22 protein-coding genes are annotated in these 21,755 nt (G+C 44.3%); 12 read left to right on the forward strand and 10 right to left on the reverse strand.

What is annotated here, in order from left to right; translation table 11 throughout:
- Positions 1-19: 19 nt before the first annotated feature.
- From BLR84_RS06100 to hxlB, 7 genes are all read right to left on the reverse strand, one after another.
- Positions 20-1,429 (reverse strand): RagB/SusD family nutrient uptake outer membrane protein, encoded by a 1,410-nt coding sequence (locus BLR84_RS06100; RefSeq protein ID WP_176851973.1) that lies wholly within the window; start codon positions 1,427-1,429, stop codon positions 20-22.
- Positions 1,430-1,440: 11 nt separating this feature from the next.
- The gene (locus BLR84_RS06105) at positions 1,441-4,647 is read right to left on the reverse strand and encodes a SusC/RagA family TonB-linked outer membrane protein (protein ID WP_176851974.1); all 3,207 of its coding nucleotides are present in this window, start codon (positions 4,645-4,647) and stop codon (positions 1,441-1,443) included.
- 270 nt (positions 4,648-4,917) lie between these two features.
- Positions 4,918-6,021, reverse strand: a complete 1,104-nt coding sequence (locus tag BLR84_RS06110) for a FecR family protein (RefSeq protein WP_090466013.1) — start codon at positions 6,019-6,021, stop codon at positions 4,918-4,920.
- A gap of 83 nt (positions 6,022-6,104) precedes the next feature.
- Positions 6,105-6,683, reverse strand: coding sequence for an RNA polymerase sigma factor (locus BLR84_RS06115; protein ID WP_090466016.1), 579 nt, complete (start codon positions 6,681-6,683; stop codon positions 6,105-6,107).
- Between the two features lie 288 nt (positions 6,684-6,971).
- On the reverse strand, positions 6,972-7,175 hold the full coding sequence (locus BLR84_RS06120; protein WP_090466019.1) for a hypothetical protein: 204 nt from the start codon (positions 7,173-7,175) through the stop codon (positions 6,972-6,974).
- 308 nt (positions 7,176-7,483) lie between these two features.
- Positions 7,484-8,116: a 3-hexulose-6-phosphate synthase gene (gene hxlA, locus BLR84_RS06125; RefSeq protein WP_090466022.1), complete on the reverse strand. Its 633-nt coding sequence runs from the start codon at positions 8,114-8,116 to the stop codon at positions 7,484-7,486.
- A 40-nt stretch (positions 8,117-8,156) separates the two neighbouring features.
- Complete coding sequence (gene hxlB / locus BLR84_RS06130) at positions 8,157-8,747, reverse strand: 6-phospho-3-hexuloisomerase (RefSeq protein ID WP_090466025.1); 591 nt, start codon at positions 8,745-8,747, stop codon at positions 8,157-8,159.
- Positions 8,748-8,951: 204 nt separating this feature from the next.
- Between hxlB and BLR84_RS06135 the strand changes: the two genes are divergently transcribed.
- The 9 genes from BLR84_RS06135 (at position 8,952) to BLR84_RS06175 (ending at position 15,933) form a co-directional block, all read left to right on the forward strand.
- Complete coding sequence (locus tag BLR84_RS06135) at positions 8,952-9,815, forward strand: helix-turn-helix domain-containing protein (protein WP_090466028.1); 864 nt, start codon at positions 8,952-8,954, stop codon at positions 9,813-9,815.
- Positions 9,816-9,843: 28 nt separating this feature from the next.
- Positions 9,844-10,443: a Crp/Fnr family transcriptional regulator gene (locus tag BLR84_RS06140; RefSeq protein ID WP_255366869.1), complete on the forward strand. Its 600-nt coding sequence runs from the start codon at positions 9,844-9,846 to the stop codon at positions 10,441-10,443.
- Positions 10,444-10,535: 92 nt separating this feature from the next.
- Positions 10,536-11,129, forward strand: a complete 594-nt coding sequence (locus tag BLR84_RS06145; protein WP_090466030.1) for a PPC domain-containing DNA-binding protein — start codon at positions 10,536-10,538, stop codon at positions 11,127-11,129.
- A gap of 48 nt (positions 11,130-11,177) precedes the next feature.
- Positions 11,178-12,062 (forward strand): alpha/beta fold hydrolase, encoded by an 885-nt coding sequence (locus BLR84_RS06150; RefSeq protein WP_090466032.1) that lies wholly within the window; start codon positions 11,178-11,180, stop codon positions 12,060-12,062.
- Positions 12,063-12,115: 53 nt separating this feature from the next.
- Positions 12,116-12,502 carry a nuclear transport factor 2 family protein gene (locus tag BLR84_RS06155; protein ID WP_090466034.1) on the forward strand — a complete coding sequence of 129 codons (387 nt, stop codon included), beginning with the start codon at positions 12,116-12,118 and terminating at the stop codon, positions 12,500-12,502.
- 32 nt (positions 12,503-12,534) lie between these two features.
- Positions 12,535-13,503, forward strand: a complete 969-nt coding sequence (locus BLR84_RS06160; RefSeq protein ID WP_090466037.1) for a zinc-binding alcohol dehydrogenase family protein — start codon at positions 12,535-12,537, stop codon at positions 13,501-13,503.
- A gap of 31 nt (positions 13,504-13,534) precedes the next feature.
- Positions 13,535-14,212 carry a 3-keto-alpha-glucoside-1,2-lyase-like domain-containing protein gene (locus tag BLR84_RS06165; RefSeq protein ID WP_090466040.1) on the forward strand — a complete coding sequence of 226 codons (678 nt, stop codon included), beginning with the start codon at positions 13,535-13,537 and terminating at the stop codon, positions 14,210-14,212.
- 4 nt (positions 14,213-14,216) lie between these two features.
- Positions 14,217-15,206, forward strand: coding sequence for an L-histidine N(alpha)-methyltransferase (gene egtD, locus BLR84_RS06170; RefSeq protein WP_255366870.1), 990 nt, complete (start codon positions 14,217-14,219; stop codon positions 15,204-15,206).
- Positions 15,207-15,258: 52 nt separating this feature from the next.
- Positions 15,259-15,933, forward strand: coding sequence for an SDR family NAD(P)-dependent oxidoreductase (locus tag BLR84_RS06175; RefSeq protein WP_176851975.1), 675 nt, complete (start codon positions 15,259-15,261; stop codon positions 15,931-15,933).
- Between the two features lie 97 nt (positions 15,934-16,030).
- Here the strand turns inward: BLR84_RS06175 and BLR84_RS06180 are convergent, their stop codons facing one another.
- Genes BLR84_RS06180 through panB form a run of 3 tightly spaced genes read right to left on the reverse strand, consistent with a single transcriptional unit; the run spans position 16,031 to position 18,534 of the window.
- Positions 16,031-17,335, reverse strand: a complete 1,305-nt coding sequence (locus BLR84_RS06180; RefSeq protein WP_090466049.1) for an NAD(P)/FAD-dependent oxidoreductase — start codon at positions 17,333-17,335, stop codon at positions 16,031-16,033.
- A 12-nt stretch (positions 17,336-17,347) separates the two neighbouring features.
- On the reverse strand, positions 17,348-17,707 hold the full coding sequence (locus BLR84_RS06185) for an aspartate 1-decarboxylase (RefSeq protein WP_090466053.1): 360 nt from the start codon (positions 17,705-17,707) through the stop codon (positions 17,348-17,350).
- Positions 17,708-17,718: 11 nt separating this feature from the next.
- Positions 17,719-18,534: a 3-methyl-2-oxobutanoate hydroxymethyltransferase gene (gene panB / locus BLR84_RS06190; protein ID WP_090466056.1), complete on the reverse strand. Its 816-nt coding sequence runs from the start codon at positions 18,532-18,534 to the stop codon at positions 17,719-17,721.
- A gap of 194 nt (positions 18,535-18,728) precedes the next feature.
- On the opposite strand from panB, the gene BLR84_RS06195 reads away from it, so the two are divergent.
- The 3 genes from BLR84_RS06195 to BLR84_RS06205 all read left to right on the forward strand — a co-directional run bounded on the left by BLR84_RS06195 (position 18,729) and on the right by BLR84_RS06205 (position 21,743).
- A complete protein-coding gene (locus tag BLR84_RS06195) occupies positions 18,729-19,601 on the forward strand; it encodes a helix-turn-helix domain-containing protein (RefSeq protein WP_090466059.1) in 873 nt (290 codons plus the stop codon).
- 149 nt (positions 19,602-19,750) lie between these two features.
- Entirely contained in the window at positions 19,751-20,392 is a 642-nt protein-coding gene (locus BLR84_RS06200) for a TetR/AcrR family transcriptional regulator (RefSeq protein ID WP_090466061.1), read from the forward strand.
- Between the two features lie 16 nt (positions 20,393-20,408).
- Entirely contained in the window at positions 20,409-21,743 is a 1,335-nt protein-coding gene (locus BLR84_RS06205) for a TolC family protein (protein ID WP_218128231.1), read from the forward strand.
- Positions 21,744-21,755 lie beyond the last annotated feature (12 nt).

Here is a 21,755-nt window from a genome sequence, read left to right on the forward strand (position 1 = left end):
GACCTTGTCAATATTTATGTCAATAGCCCGGATTTTGAACCAGGGCCGGATTATTCGTCACCTGTAGTGCTGGGATCGGGTATAGAGCGTCTGTTGACTGCCATGCCGATCCTTTAACCGGGGCGAGCACAGCATCTGCGCGGCCTGTGCGTTTCAGGTCAAACCAGCGATGACCGAATTCGCCAAAGAGCTCGACCTGTCTTTCGTGTTCGACGGCCAGCAACAACTCTGCCTGGGTTTGAGCGGTTGCCGGATGGAGACCCGCCCTCGAACGGATGACATTAATGTCAGCCAGGCTTCCGGTAAGGTTGTTCTGCTGCGCCATCGCTTCGGCTCGGATCAGGTATTGTTCAGCCAGGCGCAGTACGACAAAAAATTCGGTATTCGCGGCGGTGATCGTTCCGTATTTGGCGATATAGTATTTACCGCTGGCTGATGTTTTCACCCAGCTGTCAAAACGATCATCCTGGTAGTCCGGCCTCAGGGCATCCCGCTCAAAAGCGGCCACCAATGAAGCGGTCATCGCATGGTTCGGATCAGCGCTCGCCGTGAGCGGGATAAACACCCTGGCTATGGAAGCATAGCCATACTGATTCGTATTGAAAGCCCAGATAGTCTCAGTGCTGGCCTTCAAAAACACGTTGCTTAACTTGGCAGGAAGGCTGTACAGGCTGGATTGAGCGATCACCTTGGAGGCTTCCGCTTCAGCGTTGACATAATCTTTATTATACAGGTAAACACGGGCCAGCAAAGCAGTGGCAGCCCAGCTGTTTACCCTGGTCCGTAAGCCGGCCGACCAGGAATAATCCTGGGCCAGCGATCCCTGCGCATCTTTCAGATCGCTGATGATCTGGCTGTAGATCTGTGAAACTGTACTTTGTGGCTGGGTCCTGGTCACTGCAATGTCCGTAGTGGTGATCAGCGGCACCGCGCCATACAAGTTGACCAGGTAGAAATGGCAAAACGCCCGCATAAATTTAGCCTCGCCAATCAGCTGTTTTTTGAGAGTCGGAGACAAGGATGACGCGCCCATTCCCGCAATGATTCCGTTTGCCTGGTAAATGATCTGGTAGTTTTGCAGCCATACCGTATTCACTGTACCCGTCCCGGGTATCAGGCTGTTGTTCGCGAATTCATCAGTTGGGGTAGCAGGCAGGTAAAGTTCGTCTGCTGAGCGTGCCGGTAGTGTGCTGGCGAAAACACTGTAATTGGTCGTCAGATTCGCAGAGGCACCGGTGTACATAAATGCATACATGCCGTTTACGGTGGCCTGCGCGGTGAGGGAATCCTGGAAGGCAGCAGTGGACGGGATCTGATTTACCGGAACGGCTACTTCTATCGCTTTTTCACAGCCGGTGATGGCAACTACAAAAGGCAGCAGTATATATATAAAACCTTTGATAAGGTTAATTTTAAAAATCTCTTTCATGGTCATTTATTTTAGAATGAAAATTGCAATCCGGCGGTGAACATTTTTAAAGGGGGCAAAACTGAGCCCTGCGTTTCGGGATCCAGCCCTTTATAATTAGTTACGGTTACCAGGTTTTCTCCACGCAGGAAGATCTGGCCGTTTTTAACCTTTACAGCATCGAGCCATTGCCGGGGGAATGAATAACTCAGCGAGAGGTTCCGCAATCGCATAAAAGAAGCATCAACAATCACGGCGTCTGAAGAAATATACCTGGTGTAGGAGTTATAAGCTGCTGAGGAAGTTGATGCGCTGGGCTTAAAGGGCGATTGCAGCAGATTATCAAGCTGCGAGCCGAGCAAACCGGGAAATGCGGTTTGCGCAATGCCTTTCTGCTTAACAAAATTGATTAAAAAATCCAGTCTGAAACGCTTGTAACTCAGGCCTGATGTGATACCTCCGTAAAACTTCGGATCACGGCTGGCAATAATATAAGTATCATTGGCCAGTCCGCTGGTGACAGCACCATCGCCGTTCCGGTCCGCGAACTGGGCAACGCCGTCAACAAAGCCCGTGTTTTGATAGCCGATAAATGAACTGACCGACTGGCCCACCTGATAAGTGTTGGCGTAGAGCGTCGCTACCTGCGCGGGGATGGAAAGAATCTTGTTCCTGGCTGTTGTAAAATTGGCCGAGAGGTCCCACCTGAACACTTTGCTTTTGACCGGAACGGTATGAAGATTAAATTCCCAACCCTTGTTTTGTACCTTCATATCAAGATTTTCAGTAAAACTTGGAAAGCCGCTTTGGGCCGGCAGCGGAGAAGAATTCACCACCATATTGCCGGAGCGGTTCAGGTAAAATGCCGAAGTTAACCGGATACGATCATCCAGGAATCCCAAATCCAAAGCCACTTCAAACTTGCGGTTCGTTTCCCACCGGTAATTCGGATTGGCTATTCTCGTCGGGTAAAACCCGGGATTTCCGCCGTAACTTGTACTGGTACTGGTGTAGGTGTCCAGGTAGCCGTAATTGCCCACCTGATCATTACCGGTTATGCCGTAACTGCTGCGCAGCTTACCAAAGCTAAATAGATTAATATCCTTTATAAACTGTTCTTCGGCGAACAGCCAGGCGGCCGCAACCGAACCGAAATTTCCGAATTTTTTATCAGGTCCGAAACGGGATGAACCGTCTCTGCGGAAAGTGCCGTTAAACAAGTACTTGTCAGCAATATTGTAATTGATCAAACCGTAAGTTGAAATATATTTATATTCCTGCGACAAACTGGAAACAGTCGGAAAACTTGCCGCATTGCCCAGGTTGTTCAGTAAGCTTTCTGACGCGAAAGTAGATGCCTGGATGTAATAAGGCATGGCAAACATATTATGCTGATACGAACCGCCAATAGTTGTACTCAGTTTACCCTTCCATATTGGGGTTTCATAATTTAACTGAGGTTCAGCTATTAATGTCTTGCCGTTACTGCTCGTATATATCCCCTGCGACGGGAGCGAATATATCGGGTTAAATGTACTGGCAGGAACGGTATAGCGGTAAGTTTGACTAACGATATCATAACCGGCATTTGTTCTGAATGTCAACCCTTTGACAATCAAATAGGAAAGATTAGCACTGAAAACCATATTACTCGTTCCCATATCAAAGGTTTGCCTTGAGGTGGCTATCGGGTTATTGAAATCGGTAACCCAGTACAACTTTCCGGCGGCATCATATAAAGGATAATTGGCCGGCATGCTGATAGCTGCGGAAGTATAATCAGCCCCGGGCATATTGTTAGAGCCAAATGTTAAATTGGCCCCTAAGCTCAGTTTCAGGCGATTATCACCGGAAGTATGCTGGGCCCCCATATTGAAACCACCTCGTTTGTAACCGTATCCGCCGTAAAGCACTGATTGCTCATTATGGTAATTGCCGCTTAACAGGATGGATGATTTATCGGTTCCCATGGACAGCGACGTCGACGCGTCGGTAATTTTGGCCGTATTACCGATCAGCATATTCTGGTAATTCGTGTTGGCATTCTGATCCCAGACCATCAGGTCAGGAGCCAGGGCAGCAGTCGGCGTTACATTATCATTGGCGAATGCCTGGCGACGTAAGGCCAGATAATCCGATGAGGATAGCAAGGCCCGCTGTTTAACAACCTCCCCTATTCCGCTCGATACATTGAAATTCAGTGCCGGTTTGCCTTTCACCGCTCTTTTGGTCGTAATCAGGATAACGCCGTTAGAGCCCCGTGAACCGTATATCGCGGTTGCGTCGGCATCTTTGAGGACAGTGATGCTTTCGATATCAGTCGGATTGATGTTGTTTAAAGGGTCTGTCGTCCCGTTAGGCTGTCCGGAAGTGATAAAACCGCCGATCTGCTGATCTGTAGCTGTGCCGTTATAGGGTACGCCATCCACTATATACAGAGGCTGATTGCCGGAATTGATTGAATTTCGGCCACGGATCAGCACGCTCGAGGTGGAAGCCGCAACTCCGGAGCTTTGTTTCACATATAAACCGGGAACGAGGCCTTGCAAAGCTTGTATCGGATTAGTTAGCGGCTGCCGTTCAAGATCGGCAGCGTTGATCTGGACAGCGGAGCCTGTGTTCAGGCGCTCAGTTGTGGTATAGTATCCTTTATTAATCACCACCTCGCTCAAGCTGGCCATGGATGGCTTCATTTCAACTTTTTTAAGGTCGGCGGTTACTTTTAACCGCACGGTTTCGTAGCCGATGAACGAAATTTCGATCAGGGCGTTTTCCGAAACATCTTTCAACTGTACAAAGCCATTGACATTAGTAATTAAAATGGGGCCGTTTTGCAGTATTTTGACCGTCGCGCCCTGAAGCGGATTACCTTTTTCGTCGGTGACAGTAACAATAAGACTCAATTTGGTTTCAAAGACCTTCCTGATCCGGTCCAGTAAGGACTGTTCCTTCGCTTTCAGCAAGATGTTTTTATCTACGATTTTATAAGTCAGCGGCAAATTCGCCAGACAGGCCGAAAGGGCCTCCTCTATCGATACATTTTTGAGGTCAACAGTGATGGGTAGTGCCGGCAGTTCATTTTCATCAAAAAGAAATACGTATTTGGATTGTGTTTCTATCTCATGCAAGACCTGCTGCAACGGTACACTCTTTCGATGAATCGTAATCTGCGTATAACCCTTCGCGCTGATTTGCGTAAGTAGTATAAAAAACAGAAAAGCGGTCAAATTTATTCTCATGATGATCTTCCTCCTTTTTTGAGGACTTACTGAAAGCCATAGCCTGGGTATGGCCATAGAAATGGCATTAAAATTCATTACATTTGTTACTGTAAGGTTAACATTAGACTCAACTCAGAAATTGTTTGTCTGTCCCGGACCCCGGTCAGGGACAAAAGGGTTAATCTGACATTCTCCGCGGAAGTGCTTCGACTCACTTTCGCGGTTTTTAAGGCCCCTTATCCGGTAGGTTATCGTAAATATCTTATCATATGGTGTGCTTTTTAATGGTTAATTGATAATTGTTATTTTATGACCTTCAACGATAAATTTGACATTGAAATAGGTCAATATTTCCAATGCTTCCGATAATTTTAAGGTGCGGTATACTTTGCCTGTAAATCTCTTTTCAGGTATATCACCGACATAATCCACCTCAATATCATACCAGCGGGCAAGCTGCCGCATAACATCCTGAATATCTGCTCTTCCAAATTGAAAAAAGCCGTTTGTCCAGGCCGTTGCTGCTACGGTATCCGTTGGTGTTATGGTGAATATCGAGCTGGCAGAAGTTAATCTCGCCTGTTCCCCCGGTTTGATTATTTGCGTTCCGGCCCGGCCGGATATCTTTATCGAACCGCTCATTAAAGTAGTCGCCAGATAAGGTTCATCGTGATAAGCATTGATGTTAAAATGCGTACCCAAAACCTCCACGATCTGCTCATCAGTCTTTACCTTGAATGGCAGGGCCCTGTTATGAGCCACCTGGAAATACCCCTCCCCTGTCAGTTCAACCACACGTTCTTTTTGATGTGTGAACGATACCGGATATTTCAGGGAAGAGCCTGCGTTTAACCAGACTTCGGTACCATCTGCCAGTATGATATGGTAATCCCCTCCCCTGGGTGTTATAATCGTATTAAATTTCGCGGTTTGTTGCCCGGTCGCTAAGCTATCATTCTGTTTATCGCTGCCCGCAAAGTATACCTTGCCATTAAGTGTCCGCTGCAGCCCGTTATTATAGATGATAACAGCGCGACGTGATCCGGGCATCAGGTCATGTGATTTAAAGGACACCAGTTCTGATGTGCTGTTTTGATTACGATATTTTATCGTGATAAGGGCGGCGATACTGATGAAGATGAGAACGGCTGCTGCTGATACAAATTTCTTCCAGTTGATATGGTAAATCCTGGCTTCCTGCCGGAGCGAAAGTTTGTCCTGTATGCTGGCCCACATGGCGTTTTCAGCATCTTCCAAATCAGATTCCGATAAAAAAGTATTCCGTTCTTCGCCGAAGGTTAAAAACCACTTTTTGATCAGGAGTTTCTCTTCTTCGGTACAGGTACCATCCCTATATTTTTTAAGTATATCCGCTGCTTTTGAGTCGCGCATGTTGAAATAATGTTAAATCAATATTACCATGACGGATCAAAAGCACCAAGGGGGTACACCTTAAAAAAAAAATACAATAAAAATCACTCCGACAGTAAGAACGCGATAATTAAGATCAGTTTCAGTCTAAGGCGAAGGATTTTTAGCGCCCTTTTGATTTGCTTGGTTACCGTTTCTTCAGAAATGCCTATTTTTTTTGCTATTTCCTTGTGAGAATAATTTTCTTTACGGCTTAGGATGAAAATTTCACGCATTTTTGGTGGTAATGACTGAATTTCGCGGTCTATTAACGCGGAAATATCCTTTTCCCGCACCAAATAGTCAGTTGTAGACTGAGGAAGATCAATAAATGCCTGAAACGAGGCGACGTAATCACTTTTGATTTTTTTATGTGCGAAGATATCCAAAGCCCGGTTTCTTACTGCACGGAAAAGGTAAGACGGCAGGGATGTTTTCAGGACAAAAGATTCGCGGTTGCTCCAGAGCCTGATGAATAAATCCTGCACAAGGTCTTTCGCTTCTTCCTGATCTTCCAGTTTTTTATAGGCGTAACTGTACAGCAGTTTGTTATAACGTGTAAAAATCTCCTTTAGAGCCTGCTCGTTCCCCTGTTTTAAAAGAGCGACCAGTTTGTCGTCAGAAAGATCAGTATATGTGCCCATGATTAATCAGATCTCTAAATTACAACATTAATGCGTTTCAACATACCGGACACACCTCAAGTTGTTCAGCTTTATGTTAGCGGGAACGGATTAGTGGTTTAAAAGTGCCTTGGGCTAACAAAGCGCAAAAATATTATTTTCAGCTGTTTGTTAGTTTATATTGATCAATTTGTCCGGGAAATATCAGCTTTTCCAATAAACTCATCAGGCTGCATGCCCGAATTAACCGCGCCAGGTTACGTTTTCTCCTTATACGGGGCCTGCGATTAGCGGTTAACGCAATAAATTCTATCTGGTAAATAGTCCGGCACCGAGATTTGCACCTAACGTCCCCTGCTTTAAATGAAGATAATTCCGTTTGGCCAGACCTTCCTCGATTTCAACTTTTCCATCTTTTTTTGACAATGACATCAGCACCGTCGTCCATAGCGGCGCTGCCTTTAAACCTGTATTTTGATCATTGCCAGCTTCCGGTTTAATATATATTTCCATTGGCCGGAATTATTGAGGGGATCTGTCCGACAGTATTATTGTAAATAGACAGGGAGCAAATGATTGCGGCGAGCCGGTAAAGCTTTCTTTTCATAAAACTGAGTTTTACTGTAAAAGTAAACCGGCACCACTGAACGGGTTCATAAACAAGTTTAAGAAATATACTTAACATAGTTTAAGAATAGAATACCACGCCGATTACCAGGGAGTATAATGAGCCACAAATGTATCTGTTTAGAAGCCCCCGGTAATCCGGGGGGCTTCTTATTTCTGCACATATGAGAACTTTCGTATTCGGTTACTATTACTTAAACGGCATCAATTGCTTCCCGGAGCGCTTTGGCAGCGGCCGCAGGATCTTCGGCACCGTAAATTGCGGCACCGGCTACGGCTACCTGGGCACCGGCTTTGATAACCGCAGAGATGTTGGTCAGGTTTACCCCACCTGCTATAGAAACAGGCACACCTGCCCTTGCTGCTTCATCGATCAGTACCTGGATAGAATATCCTGCTGTCCATTGTTCGTCCAGACCTGCATGCAGTTCAACAAATTCAACACCTAATTTAATCACTTCCTGAGCTCGTTTTACGCGATCGGGATAACCAATAGTATCCACAACAACTCCTTTATTGTGCGCTTTGGCTGCTTTAACCGCTCCAATGATAGTTGCATTTCCTGCTGCTCCCATGACCGTAACTAAATCAGCCCCTGCTTTAAATGCAATATCGGCCTCCAGTTCTCCGGCATCGGCGGTTTTAAGGTCAGCAAACACAAGTTTGTCAGGATGCGCGTTCTTCATCGCTGTGATCACGGCGGAACCCATATTCTTGATAAGCGGAGTACCTAATTCAATGATATCCACATAAGGAGCCACTTTAGCGGCAAGCGCTAACGCGTCCTCGGTTGTCAATAAGTCTATTGCTACTTGTAATTTTGCCATTTTTTATTTATTAAATTTTAATTATATGATTGATTATTATTTATTCCATGTTAGCATGACGTTTCCAAAGTTCTTCGGCAGGTGTACCATCAATTTTCCATAATTCTATAAAAACCGCGTCTCCCAATAAGAGCAACGCTTGTTCAAATAAACTTCCTGCATACTGTTTTGATCGCGTCCCGCCATGATCCTGTTTTTCGGCGGCAGGTATAAGTATGTGTGTGTCCGCAATTTTGGCAAGAGCCGAGGATGCATTAGTGCTTACCGCAATTACATCAGCTCCCTCCTGTTTTGCTTTCTCCGCTGCTTTTACAATTGTTCCTGTACTACCAGATCCCGATGCTGCCCATAACAAATCACCCGCTTTAATCGCGGGAGTAGTTGTATCGCCAACGAAATACACTTTTAAACCCAGGTGCATCAGGCGCATCGCGACTGAGCGCATAGAAAAACCAGACCGCCCGGACGCGATGAGAAAAATGGCATCGGCTTGTTGGATACCGCCCAGCAACTCCGAAAAATTGGAGTAGTCGATATTTTCGGTCAACGCTATGTTTTCCTGTAATATCTGTTTAAGATTGTTATGGATGGCTATTGCCGTCGTTTCACTTTTTTCATGTATCGAATCCATTGGACAGCGTTTTTAATTCGGTGACAAAAGTATTCCGCACCCGGGCAGAAACGATTACACAAACAGCCTGATCGGGTGGACTATCAGGAAATTCCATCAAGTCAAAGTCATAAATAAACTGATATTTACCTGTCATTTCCGAATAGTCCACTATAATTAGCCGATTATCCACTACATTAAAATTGAAGTACCTACCTTTATAAAATGATGAATCAGTCAAAAGAAAGTCGGCTGGAAAGTGCCATGATCTACATCAGAAACTTACATAACTGCCCGCCCAGTTACTTAAACGATCCGGGCAGGAAGGACTTTTTTGAAATTGTATGGTTAAAAAATGAAGATCCGTTACATGCTTTAAAAACAAATGATTTCGAAGTAAAAGGCAACTGGATTTATCTGATCCCTCCTTACCGGGTACACCAGCTGAATAAAGCGGGAAAGAATGGTGAGTTAATCTCCTTTAAAAGGGAGATCCTGGAGGAGGAAGACAAAGAGTTTTTGCTGGATATTTTTAAAATATTTAACGTGCAGGGAGAATTCTCCTGTTTAAGATTAGACAAAGCTGCCGCGGAAGACTTGAGCGGCATTTACCAATTGTTGATTACGGAATATCAGAAATCGCCCGATGAACTAATTATTCTGAAGGCATTACTTAAAGTCTTCCTGTTGAAACTGATCAAAGTTAAAGAGCAGGAATTTACCGGACATGACATTCACCAGAAAAGGATCTATGAATTTTTAATGCTGCTGGAAGGTAACTATCTACAGGTTCGCAATATCGATTTTTATGCAGGCAAACTGGATATCAGCTCCAAAAGGCTTAATCAGATTTTAAAGGAAAAACTGGGTAAGACAGGTACGCAAATCATCCATGACCGGATCATATTAGAGGCTAAGCGGCTCATTATTCACAGTGAACATACGATCAAAGAAATTGCTTATGAGCTAGGGTTTTCTGACCGTCCGTACTTCAGCCGATTTTTCAAAAAGCAGAGCGGGCAAACAGCGGAAGAGTTTCAAAAACAGGCGCAAAATCATTTAAAATTAAAGGCTAATACCTTAATTTGATACAAAAAAATTAAATCAGGCATCAATCGTGAATAAAGAAAATTTACCGGTAGCGGCATTGTTAAAGTCCTTTGAACAATACTTCCCGCTAAACCATCTTGAACGTCAGGAAATACCCGCGAGATTCACAGAGCGCAGTGTCAAACGACGCGGCTTTATTTTGCAGCAGGGCGATGTTTGCAAATACTTTACTTTTATTGTGTCCGGCTGTTTCAGGCAATATGCAATTGACGAAAATGGAAAGGAGCACAATTTGCAGTTCGCAGCCGAGAATGAATGGATCACTGATCTTTCGAGCTTCTATGCTGAAGAGCCAAGCAGCCTTTATATCGAAGCAGTTGAGCCGTCTGTAGTGCTACAGATCAAACACGATGATCTGCTCTATCTATATACTAATTATCATAAGTTCGATCGGAATTTTCGGATTATTGTTGAAAGAAAATACATCGATCTCCAAAACCGTGTAATGCAGAATATCAGTGTTACAGCGGAGAATAGATATATCAACTTTATGGACCGTTATCCGAATTTGGCTAACCGTTTACCCAATATTCAAATCGCCTCTTACCTCGGTATAACTCCTGAATTCCTAAGCAAGGTCAGAAAAAAAATGGTCCATAAAAACTAATTCTTAAACTTGTTTAAGAATATTTCTTAACAAAGTTCATTGGCCTGTTCGCGTTAGTCTGCTCACCTTTGTATCGTTAAATAATTATAACGATGAAAGGATTATTAAAACTAGTGGCGTCCGTGAAAATTCCAAAATTTGCAATTGCGGCATTTTTAATTTTATGTGGGTCTGTTGCCGCAAAAGCACAGGAATATGTGTCATTAACACAACCGGCGAAACCCGGAAGAGCGCCTGGTGCAAAAGTAAAACTGTTAAGCACGAATGGGAAAACCAGGACTTACCTGTTGGTGCTTGCAACCGGCGATGAAGTAACCTCGGGTATAGCAGAATTCGCACAAAAATATCAGGTAAAAAATGCGCATTATACGGCGTTTGGCGATGCGACCTCAGCCAAACTTGGCTGGTATGATAAGGATCGCAAAATGTTTAAGCTCACTGATATCAGCGAACCTTCTGAAGTAACCGGCCTTACAGGCGATATTTCCCTTTACAATGGTAAACCTTTTGCACATTCACATGCCAGTGTAGCGACAAGTGACGGCTTATGCCATGGAGGGCACTTGCTGGAACTGATCGTAGGCCCCACATTTGAATTCTACATTACCGTTGAACCTACAGCAGTTTATAAGAAAGTTAGTCCTGAATTTAATGCCCTTGTCGTAGATCCCGATTTAGAAAAATAGTATCGTGGCCCTAAAACAGGCTATTCTAATAAATAAATAAATAAAAAAATGAAATTGTTAAATAAAAAATCAGGCTTGATACTTGTTATCATATCGCTGATATTTTCACTCGGCACTAATGCCCAGGACCTGAATCGCCTGAGAGGTTTTATGCAGGCTGGTTCGACACCTGACGGTGCAATTCCTTACGGCAACAATCCCAAAGCGGGCCACTACCTGAACACGGGGAACGCCCGTATTTACTATGAAGTTTATGGCAAGGGAAAACCGCTGGTCATTTTACACGGCGGGGTTTTCGGATCAACTTATGAAATGGGAAGATTTATTGACAGCCTATCCAGGACTTATCAGGTAATCGCTATCTCAACCCGAGGTCATGGAAAATCAGAAATGGGTACCACCGAACCCACCTATGAGCAGAAAGCGAATGATGTGAACGCTATCGTACAGGTAACGACCAAAGATAGCGTTACCGTTTTAGGATTCAGTGACGGCGGTTATACCGCCTACTATTTTGCAGGTATGTATCCGGAAAAGGTAAAGAAACTGATTACGATCGGTGCAGGAGAATGGCTAAAGGGTTCAAGAACGTTCAACGTAACCCGGAAAGACGCGTTTGCCCTTGATAGCCTTTATTGGAAGCAACAACTGGCGCTGTCACCTCAGCCTGAAAAGTTAGATGCCTGGCTGGCATCGATCAATAAGTATTACAATTCTGTAAATATAAGCAGCGAAGTGTTTTCAAAAGTTCACTGCCCGGTATTATTGATGGCGGGCGAGCTTGATCAAAATGCACGGCTTAAAACCGTGATCGCAGCTTATTATATGTTTCCTAAAGTTCAATTGGCTATTATACCCAATGCTCCGCACCCCGCCTTCTTGGTGAATTTTCCGGCGGTATGGGCAGATATTGTGCCTTTTCTGCAACAATAATTGATACGTAGAATGAACAACAGGTTTATATTTTTCAAATTTCAAAGATCCATATGAGCACTATAAATGAAAAACAAGCTGCAGAACAATTGCTGTACGGCTATGCAGCAGTATTGAACAAGGCAAACCTCGCATCAATTTCTTCCTTCTATGCCTTTGATGGCCTGTTTATGCCTGACGGATTTAAAACGTTGACGAAAAAAGATTTAGATGCAGCAGGCGGCAAATTCCTTCAGAACAAGACTTTTAAGATCAAATACGATATACAAAGCGTTACAGTAGGAAATGAATTTGCCTTCATTGACGCTACCGCCCGCACGACAACCGTGCCAAATGGAGGCGACGAAATACTCCATACCAGCAGGGATTTTTTTGTATTACGGAAAGACGGTACAGATTGGAAGATTTACCGTTACCTGTTTAACAAAGTACAGGATTAATATTTTTCGGTCTAAAGATATTCACACCTAACATGAAAGCAGCATTAATTTATCGTCCCGGCGGTCCCGAAAACTTTGTTTTGGAGGACTTGCCGTTACCTGAACCCAAAAGCGGATGGGTACTGGTTCAAGTTAAAGCTTTTGGACTCAACCGTTCGGAACTGATGACCCGGAAGGGCTATTCGGCTGATGTGGTTTTTCCGCGGGTACTGGGTATTGAATGTGTCGGCGAAGTAGTAAACGACCTTTCAGGGGAATTTAAGCCGGGGCAAAAGGTAGCCGCCTTCATGGGCGGTATGGGCAGGGATTTTAATGGCAGTTATGCAGAATATGCATTATTGCCTAAGCCTCTGCTCAGTTCCTTTGAAAGCCACCTGTCCTGGGAGCAGTTAGGAGCGATGCCGGAAATGTTTCAAACGGTGTTCGGTTCATTGCAGTTGGCCTTAAAGATCCAACCCGGTGAAACTATTCTGATCCGCGGCGGTACTTCCTCTATTGGGCTCCTGGCTGCACAATTGGCTAAAAACAGCGGTCTGACTGTGATTGCAACAACCAGGAACCCGGATAAAAAAGAAATGCTGCTGAAAAATGGTGCAGATCAGGTAATGATCGACGACGGGGACCTGACCAGGCAAATTCGTGCGGTTTATCCTTTCGGCATAAATAAAGTGTTAGAACTGATAGGTACTGCTACGCTGAAAGATTCACTCAGCTGCGCCGCCCCCGGGGGCATTGTCTGTATGACCGGCATGCTGGCGGAGCAGTGGTCCTTTAATGAATTTGCACCCATGGAATATATCCCGGCCACCGTCAGCCTGACTGTTTATGACAGCGGGCAGATCAGGGTCAATGCACAAAGCTTTCAGCAATTTATAGGCGATGTTGAAGCGGGGAAAATTAAACTCCCTGTCGGCCGCACTTTCAGTCTGGCGAATATAGCAGCGGCACATCATTTAATGGACAGTAATACCGCCGCCGGAAAAATTGTCGTGCTGCCTTGAGGCCTTATACCTTTAATTGATCTATAGACTTATGAAAAAACTAATCGCTTTTACTTTACTAAATACCTTCCTGTTGACCCATTCCTATGGACAAAATATCAAATTAAACGCGGCAAGTCTTTCCCCTGTCCAGGTTTCCATAGCTGTCCGGAACCTGGATGCAAACGACGTGGTAAAAGTTTGTAAGGATACTGCGGTTAAGGCCGTGGATCAGCCGACATTTGCAAAATTGAACAAAGTTGTTTTTAAAAACGGCGTCATCGAGGTAAAAGTGCTCAGCAGGCTGCTTAAAACCGCCAAAAAAGACGACCGTGGTTTTATAGGCATCGCATTTCACATCAATGACGACAATTCCAGATTTGAAGGAATTTATATTCGTCCCACAAACGGCCGCACGGACGACCAGGTCCGCAGAAATCATACGGTACAATATTTCTCATTTCCGGACTATCCTTATTCCCGCCTAAGAAAAGAAAATCCCGAAGTATATGAAACACATGCGGATATCGGGTTAAACGAATGGATAAAACTAAAAATAGAGATAAAAGGAAATCAAGCCAAACTCTATATCAATGACAGCAAGTTTCCGGCTTTCCTGGTCAACGATTTAAAACTTGGTGCTGATACGGCCGGAGGCATTGGCTTATGGGTAGATGTGGGAACCGAAGGCTTTTTCCGCGATCTGCGAATCCTGCCAACTAATGAATAAATTAATGAATTTGAACTCAACTCTTGATTCAGGCATTACTGCGCCCGACCTTATCATTAATAAGTTTGAGGAAGAAGTTTTGCAGGGCCTTACCGAAACACCCAAAAGGTTACAATCTAAATTCTTTTATGATGAACAGGGTGACTCGCTTTTTCAGCAGATCATGGCATGCCCGGAGTATTACCTGACGGGTTGCGAACTGGAAATTTTCAGCAGCCGGACAGCAGAGCTGGCCGGCAATATCTGTTCATCAGGTGAACCCTTTGATCTGGTAGAACTGGGTGCAGGCGATGCCACGAAATCAGAATATCTGCTTTCCTACCTTGCAAATACAGGGGTAGATTTTAATTACTTGCCCATCGACATATCAGGTAATATTCTTCATGTGCTGCAGGAAAGATTAGAACGAAAAATACCGAAACTGTCGGTTATTCCCTTAGCAGGCGAGTATTTTGAAATGCTTGCACAGACTTCACTACGAGGCCAAAGACGCAGGGTGATCCTGTTTTTAGGGGCCAATATTGGAAATATGAGTGAAGAAGAAGCCACTTCCTTCTGCGAAACCCTGCGTGAACATCTGCAGCCGGGGGATCTGCTGATAATAGGTTTTGACCTGAAAAAAAATCCGCGAACGATCCTTAATGCCTACGATGACGCTGCGGGGATAACTGCAAAATTCAATCTGAACCTGCTTTCAAGAATCAATAGGGAACTTGAAGGCGATTTTGATTTGGGACATTTTGAACATTATCAATCCTACGACCCGGAGACCGGAGCTTGTAAAAGCTACCTGGTCAGTTTAAGTGATCAGCAGGTTTCTATCGGGGGGCAATACGTCCATTTTGCCAAAAATGAAACGATTTACATGGAAGTGTCGCAAAAATATACGATTGCAGAAACAGACAGGCTGGCTGAACGGAGTGGTTTTTTGCCTGTTCGACACTTTTTGGACTCAAAAGGATGGTTCGCAGACATCTGCTGGAAAGCTATTTAACAAAAATCTCCGCTTAATGGATAAGCGGGATACATTCATATATATAGATCAAATGAATAATTCAATTAAAAAAGTGCTCGTTACCGGCGCAAGCAACGGAATCGGTCTCGACCTGACCAAAAAATTACTGGCCGAAGGAGCTGAAGTGATTGCCATTACACGTTCCGGCAAAGTTGCTGATTACATACATCCAAAACTTACCGTATTTCAGGCAGACATCAACAATGCAGAAAGCATTAATAAAGTAGCTCAGCAGATCGAAGCAGCCGGGATTAGAATAGATGTACTTGTCAATAATGCGGGGGTTGGTCTGGACTTAGGAGATGAACTGCCGACAGCTGACTTGATGAATGCCACCTTTGCTACCAATACAACCGGCACGGTTTTGTTCACAGAAGCATTATTAAATAGTTTAAATAATGGCGGACAGATCGTGTTTTTATCGACCGCAATGGCTTTGCTGCGTAATGCTGCGCCGAATGCACCGGCTTACCGGATGTCTAAGGCCGCAATTAACATGTATGCAGTAATGCTGAGCCAAAGGCTTGCTGAAAGAAAAATCAGGGTAACGCCACTGCACCCGGGATGGGTACAGACAAGAATGGGCGGCGACACTGCACCGGTTACCATCGAAAAATCGGTTAACGGTATCTTTAAAGCCATTACAGAAAATAAACAAACCGGTAAATTCTGGAATATCGAATTGGACGGGCTGGAAGAATATTAATCCTGGCTAAAAAGCTTCGAAAGAAAGGCGGACAATAAAATGTTCGCCTTTCTTTTTGTTTGCTATTTCATTATCTGCAGTGTTCAAATCAGCAACCTCATTTGGCTTCCGTATTCTGATGTTCAGATTCCCTGGTGGCAGGCCGCACGATCATTCGCAGGTATTGATCTTTGGAAATATATGCTGCGCTCCAGCTGGTCAGCGTTTTTAGTTTATTCCTGAAATTGACCAGAGAAAGCAGGTGCACGAAAAGCCACATCAGCCAGGCAAAAAATCCCTGGAAATGAAGAGATGGTTTAGGAAGATCCGTTACGGCTTTGTTCCTGCCGATAATGGCCATGGACCCTTTATCATGATACCGGAATGGCTTTAATGGATGCCCTGTCCTTTCTGCATGGATATTATGCGCCAGGTTTTTACCCTGCTGAATGGCGACCTGGGCCAGTTGCGGATGGCCGTTAGGGAACCCTTTGTCCAGCGTTTGCAGGCAGCTGTCTCCGATTGCATAAATATTAGCCGTGCCTTTTACTTTATTACAGGCATCAACCAGCAGCCGTTTTCCGCGTCCATAAAATTCAGCCGGCAATCCGGTAAATGTCTGCCCGGTAACTCCGGCGGTCCAAATCAGGTTTTTGGTTTCGATCCGTGAACCGTCGCCAAGCAGAACGCTTTCCCCGTCATAGTCTTTTACAAGTTGATTTAAGTTAATAATGGCACCCATTGATCCCAGCGATTTCAAAGCATACTCCTGGGATTTTTTTGTCATCGGTGCCAGTAAAGTCGGCAAGCCGTCCAGTACATAAATATCAAATGACAGGGCTGCCAGTTCGGGGTAATCTTTTTTGAAAATGTTCTGCTTCAATTCGGACAGCATACCAGCTATTTCAACCCCGGTAGGTCCGCCACCCGCAATGACGAAGTTTGTTAGCTTTTTTTGTTCGATCGGGTTATTGGAAACTGTAGCTTCCTCTAACCTGGTCAGGAGTGTGTTTTTTAGTAACAGCGCATCGGCAACCGTTTTCATGGGGAGGGCGTGCTTCCGGACATTTTCATTTCCGAAAAAATTGCTTTCTGTACCAGTAGCGAGAATCAGTTTGGAATAACGCAGCTCCCCTGAGGACAAGACGACCAAATTCTGATCGGGTTTGATCTCCAGAAGTTCGCCCATCCTGAAGGTAAAGTTAGGATGGTTTCTAAACAATTTTCTGTACGGGTAGCTGATGTTGGATACGTCTAAAAAGCCTGTCGCTACCTGATAAAGCAGCGGGGGAAAGAAATTGAAATTGTTTCGGTCGACTAACGTAATATGTAAGTCCCTTTCTTTTTTTAATAGATTCTGGGCGACATTTATACCGGCGAACCCGCCGCCGATAATGACTATACTATTTCCATATGGTGTCATGATGAAAAAAAATTAATGCTGTAGTGGCAGCTGATTTTTAAAGAGAACGATAATGAACGGGTATTCAGTTGGGGGCGGACCGGTAACCCATCTGGCGTAACTCAGGATATTGATATGATCACCAGCATGAACAAGTCTTGTCGCGGACCCGCAGACAAAACAGGCGTGGCTGCCTTTGCCGGCCTTAAGCACATATGTTTCGAAAGTTGCCCCATTATTATGGTTAAAGATCAAAACTCTTTCGTTCTCCAGTATTTTTGCAGCCTCTAAGATCTCCTCGTCAAGCAGCAGGTAATCTTCACCATCAGGGTAAATTCTGTTTACCAGGACATATTGTATTTCAGATTTAAGGAGGGATGAGGTAAGATCCATGTTATAAAATTTTAGTATTGTTCCTTATCGCTGGGGAATTTTCGGGATTTGACATCTGAAACATAAGCGTTCGTGGCGTTGGTGATCTGGCTGTACAGGTCAAGATATCTTCGGAGAAAACGGGGGGCGAAATCCTTCGATATCCCTAAAAGGTCGTGCATGACCAGGACCTGTCCGTCAACGTATTTTCCTGCACCAATGCCTATAATGGGAATTGTTAAAGAATCTGCCACTTCTTTTCCTAAAATCGCCGGGATCTTTTCCAACACTATACTAAAACATCCGGCATCCTGCAAAACCTGTGCATTGCGCAGTAGTGTTTTCGCTTCGCCCTCTTCCTTCGCACGGACAGTATAACTGCCGAATTTAAAAATAGACTGAGGAGTAAGACCCAGATGTCCCATCACTGGAATACCCGCCTGGATAAGCCTGCTGACCGATTCTATAATTTCTTCCCCACCTTCCAGTTTAAGCGCATGCGCGCCCGCTTCTTTCATCAGCCGGATACCTGAACTGAGCGCTTGTTTGCTGTCGCCCTGGTAAGAGCCAAAAGGAAGATCGGTGATGATCATTGCTCTTTTCACCGCTCTTGCTACACTTTGCGTATGATAGATCATATGCTCAAGTGTCATTGGCAGCGTAGTTTCATAACCCGCCATGACATTGGCAGCTGAGTCGCCAACCAGGAGAACATCCACACCTGCTTCGTCAAAGATCCGGGCCATCGAAAAATCATAGGCGGTGAGCATGCTGATCTTCTCAGCGGCGTTCTTCATGTCCTGAAGAACTTTACTTGTTATTTTCGGGAATGCTGTTTGAACTGACATTGAAATTTATTTTATTGCCGCCGAAATCAGCGGCAAATATTTACCGATTGTTGTTGATGCAATATTACAAATCGCTTAAACGGCCGGTTTGTCGATATGGCTTGACAATTTGTTTAAATGGAGCAACCTGAAAAAATTGGTTTTTAAATGGCAAAAAGGAATATCAGTAAAATCAATATCGTAATTTCACACCAATGAAGGAAATCAAAACCTTTTCGCTTTCAAGACATAGCCGCCTTTTCGCCGTGCCTGATACCAGCAGAGAATATTTGTTTATTCCAGCTGAGGGGCATCCATACCTGGAAGAACCATACAGGGCCGAGAGCTATGCCATCGCTTACCTAAAAGAAGGGGCCGTCTTTTTACAGGCCGGGCTAAACGAGTATGAGATTAATGCGCCATCCATCATCACGCTCGGGCCTTCGGTCATCCGCAGTTTCCGAAAGCGGAGCGAACTCTTAAAAATGGATATTATATTTTTTAAAGATGCTTTTTTGCTGGAAAAGTATGTCGATGTCCTTTTTTTTAACAATTACGATTTTTTTGAAAACGCTGATTTGCATGTATTCAACTTAAACGATGTTTATCATATTAAATTCAGCAGGTTTTTTGAAATTATTCAACTAACCCTGGCAACGGCTAACTATCACCAGGCCCCAATCATCCGCAATCTTATCTTTGCACTTATCTATGAAATTGATGCTTTTCATCGGCAGCATAGCGCAGGGAGACAGTCTTCGCTAACCGGTTATACGCTTTTTTCAAAATTCAAACAATTGCTCAACCGCAATTTCATGCACGAGCGCAAACTTGAATTTTATGCTGATCATCTTCACGTGATGCCCAAATCACTTTCTGCCGCGATCAAAAAGCAATCGGGCAGGTCTGCCGGTAAATGGATCGATGAAACAATAGCCCTGGAAGCCAAGGTGCTGCTGCAAAATAAAATGCTTACCGTTTCCCAGATCAGCGATATGTTGAATTTCTCAAACCAGTCGGTGTTCAGTAAGTTTTTCAGGGCAAATGCCGGAATGTCACCTGTAGCGTACCGCAAAAAACTCCTGTAATTCCTATATTTTTTTTCAAAGGCGCTGTAATTCGTTCACGAATGAATTTGCGGCGATAAGTCATTTCGACAAATATTGAGGTGGTTTGGGCAATTTTATTGCCTGTTTTTACAGGAATTTTGTCATATCAAAACTTTTTTGAGTTGGATATGACTGAGCACAAAGATTATTCGTTACAAAATCGCAGGCAGACATTATTAAGAGCTGCTGAAGATCTCTTTGCCAAATATGGCTTTGATGGAACATCGATCAGGATGATATCGAAAGAGCTCGGCATCAACTCGGCGATGATTAGTTATTATTTTGGTTCCAAAGAAGCACTTTATCTTCAAATATTCAGGAACAGGTTAACTGAAATTGCAAATGAGATCAGCCGGTTCAATCAGCTCGACCTTGGTCCTGTCGAAAAGCTCGAAGCCTACCTGACAGTTTACATCAGGAGGATATCGTCCAATAAAAGTTTTCATCGGCTGTTGTACAATCAACTTGCGACCGGACAATATCCGGCCGTTATTTCCATGGTGTCAGAAGCGAGGGCTCAAATATATTCCTTCCTGCTTAAAATTATTAAAGACGGTATCCAGTCTGGGCATTTCAATGTCATTGATGCAGAAATTTTCGCACTCAATATCCTATCGTTCATCCCATCTGTGTTTACAGCAAATCTGATCTCACTTATTCATTTAGGTGAACCTATGAGAGATGATTTCGCCCGGCGGATGATCGATCATATTATGCTGATGGTTATTCCTTCAGGAGTGCAATCCAATAATAAATTGTGTCATGTTTAATTATAGCTATTATAATATGAAAATTCACCTGGTAACTGCCGTTTTTTTCTTGGTCAGTATAGCCGCAGGTATGCAAATTACGTACGCGCAAGCGCCGGATGCCGGCTTCCGTGTTTCACTAACGGAGGCCGTGCAGTTTGCAAAAAGCCAAAACAAATGGGTACAAGCTGCCCGCGCTGAAGAAAGTGCGGCAGGTGAAGACCGGCTGGATGCTTACCGGGCAGCGTTGCCTACAGTGAATGTAAATGGTTCTTATCAACGTTTTTCTGATCTTACTTTATTTACTGAGGGTCTCAGCCATTCCACTACCGGCCCGCGAAAACCTACGCCCAATGCGGCGGCATTGGGGATCGATGCCTTATTTAATATTTACAGCGGCGGACGCCAGCGGGCTTTTCAAAAAGAACAAACCTCCCGGCAGTCATTGGCTAAACTCAATACTGAAGACCAATCCGGAAGTATTGCGCTGCAAACTGCCAGCCAGTACCTTGATTTGGTCCGGCTTGCCGATTTGAAAAAGTACATCCAGGATCAGTTAAAAAGGGCGCAAACCCGTCTTAAGAATATTAACACACTTTATAAAAATCAAAAGGTTACTAAAAGTGATGTATTACGCGCCGAAGTAATGCTGTCCAATGTAGAACTCTCGTTGCAGCAAACAGAGAATGATATTAGTATAGCTAATCAAAAACTGGATGTGCTAATGAATGTGCCGGACAGCGTCCGCCTTAATCCTACCGATTCTGCCGCTATGCCGAAGCCAGGGCCCGATTCACTGCTGCAGCTGATAGAACGGGCGGGAATATCCTCGTACAGCATACGTAAAGCAGCGGAGAATGTGGAAATACAGCGTGCGAGGGTCAACGGTATCCAAAGTGCCAATATGCCCACTTTGGGTTTTTATACTGCTTACGGGCTGAATTACCCTAACTATCTGTTTTTCCCCTCGGTAAATCAGGCCTATGCTATTGGTTTTGTGGGTCTTAAAGCGCAATATAGCATTTCGTCGCTTTACCACAATAAAAGCAAAGTGACTGCCGGTAAGCTCAGGGTTAAAGAACTGGAACTACAGCAGCAGGCAATCGCCGATAATATTACTACCGATGTCAAATCTTATTACATCAAATATATGGAGGCCCTGAACCGTATTTCAGTCAATCAGCGCTCCGTGGAACAATCACAGGTCAATTACCGCATCGTAACCACCAAGTACTTTAATCAACTGGCTTTATTAACGGACTTGCTTGACGCGGACAACCTCTACCAGGAATCGAGATTCAACCTCGTCAAAGCACAAACCGACGCACTCACCATTTATTATCACCTCTTATACACCAGTGGCAACTTGTAATTAATGCCTTTG

The sequence above is a fragment of the Mucilaginibacter sp. OK268 genome, from assembly GCF_900103125.1.
In the GTDB taxonomy this organism is placed as follows: Bacteria; Bacteroidota; Bacteroidia; order Sphingobacteriales; family Sphingobacteriaceae; genus Mucilaginibacter.

Bases quoted from the DNA above. Each gene is read 5' to 3' on its own strand.
- hxlA (WP_090466022.1), bottom strand. From the start codon at position 8,116: ATGGCAAAATTACAAGTAGCAATAGACTTATTGACAACCGAGGACGCG.
- BLR84_RS06160 (WP_090466037.1), top strand. From the start codon at position 12,535: ATGAAAGCAGCATTAATTTATCGTCCCGGCGGTCCCGAAAACTTTGTT.
- BLR84_RS06105 (WP_176851974.1), bottom strand. From the start codon at position 4,647: ATGAGAATAAATTTGACCGCTTTTCTGTTTTTTATACTACTTACGCAA.
- BLR84_RS06185 (WP_090466053.1), bottom strand. From the start codon at position 17,707: ATGGATCTTACCTCATCCCTCCTTAAATCTGAAATACAATATGTCCTG.
- BLR84_RS06195 (WP_090466059.1), top strand. From the start codon at position 18,729: ATGAAGGAAATCAAAACCTTTTCGCTTTCAAGACATAGCCGCCTTTTC.
- panB (WP_090466056.1), bottom strand. From the start codon at position 18,534: ATGTCAGTTCAAACAGCATTCCCGAAAATAACAAGTAAAGTTCTTCAG.
- BLR84_RS06175 (WP_176851975.1), top strand. From the start codon at position 15,259: ATGAATAATTCAATTAAAAAAGTGCTCGTTACCGGCGCAAGCAACGGA.
- BLR84_RS06155 (WP_090466034.1), top strand. From the start codon at position 12,116: ATGAGCACTATAAATGAAAAACAAGCTGCAGAACAATTGCTGTACGGC.
- BLR84_RS06100 (WP_176851973.1), bottom strand. From the start codon at position 1,429: ATGAAAGAGATTTTTAAAATTAACCTTATCAAAGGTTTTATATATATA.
- BLR84_RS06165 (WP_090466040.1), top strand. From the start codon at position 13,535: ATGAAAAAACTAATCGCTTTTACTTTACTAAATACCTTCCTGTTGACC.
- hxlB (WP_090466025.1), bottom strand. From the start codon at position 8,747: ATGGATTCGATACATGAAAAAAGTGAAACGACGGCAATAGCCATCCAT.
- BLR84_RS06110 (WP_090466013.1), bottom strand. From the start codon at position 6,021: ATGCGCGACTCAAAAGCAGCGGATATACTTAAAAAATATAGGGATGGT.
- egtD (WP_255366870.1), top strand. From the start codon at position 14,217: ATGAATTTGAACTCAACTCTTGATTCAGGCATTACTGCGCCCGACCTT.
- BLR84_RS06205 (WP_218128231.1), top strand. From the start codon at position 20,409: ATGAAAATTCACCTGGTAACTGCCGTTTTTTTCTTGGTCAGTATAGCC.
- BLR84_RS06150 (WP_090466032.1), top strand. From the start codon at position 11,178: ATGAAATTGTTAAATAAAAAATCAGGCTTGATACTTGTTATCATATCG.
- BLR84_RS06180 (WP_090466049.1), bottom strand. From the start codon at position 17,335: ATGACACCATATGGAAATAGTATAGTCATTATCGGCGGCGGGTTCGCC.
- BLR84_RS06120 (WP_090466019.1), bottom strand. From the start codon at position 7,175: ATGGAAATATATATTAAACCGGAAGCTGGCAATGATCAAAATACAGGT.
- BLR84_RS06135 (WP_090466028.1), top strand. From the start codon at position 8,952: ATGATGAATCAGTCAAAAGAAAGTCGGCTGGAAAGTGCCATGATCTAC.
- BLR84_RS06145 (WP_090466030.1), top strand. From the start codon at position 10,536: ATGAAAGGATTATTAAAACTAGTGGCGTCCGTGAAAATTCCAAAATTT.
- BLR84_RS06200 (WP_090466061.1), top strand. From the start codon at position 19,751: ATGACTGAGCACAAAGATTATTCGTTACAAAATCGCAGGCAGACATTA.
- BLR84_RS06115 (WP_090466016.1), bottom strand. From the start codon at position 6,683: ATGGGCACATATACTGATCTTTCTGACGACAAACTGGTCGCTCTTTTA.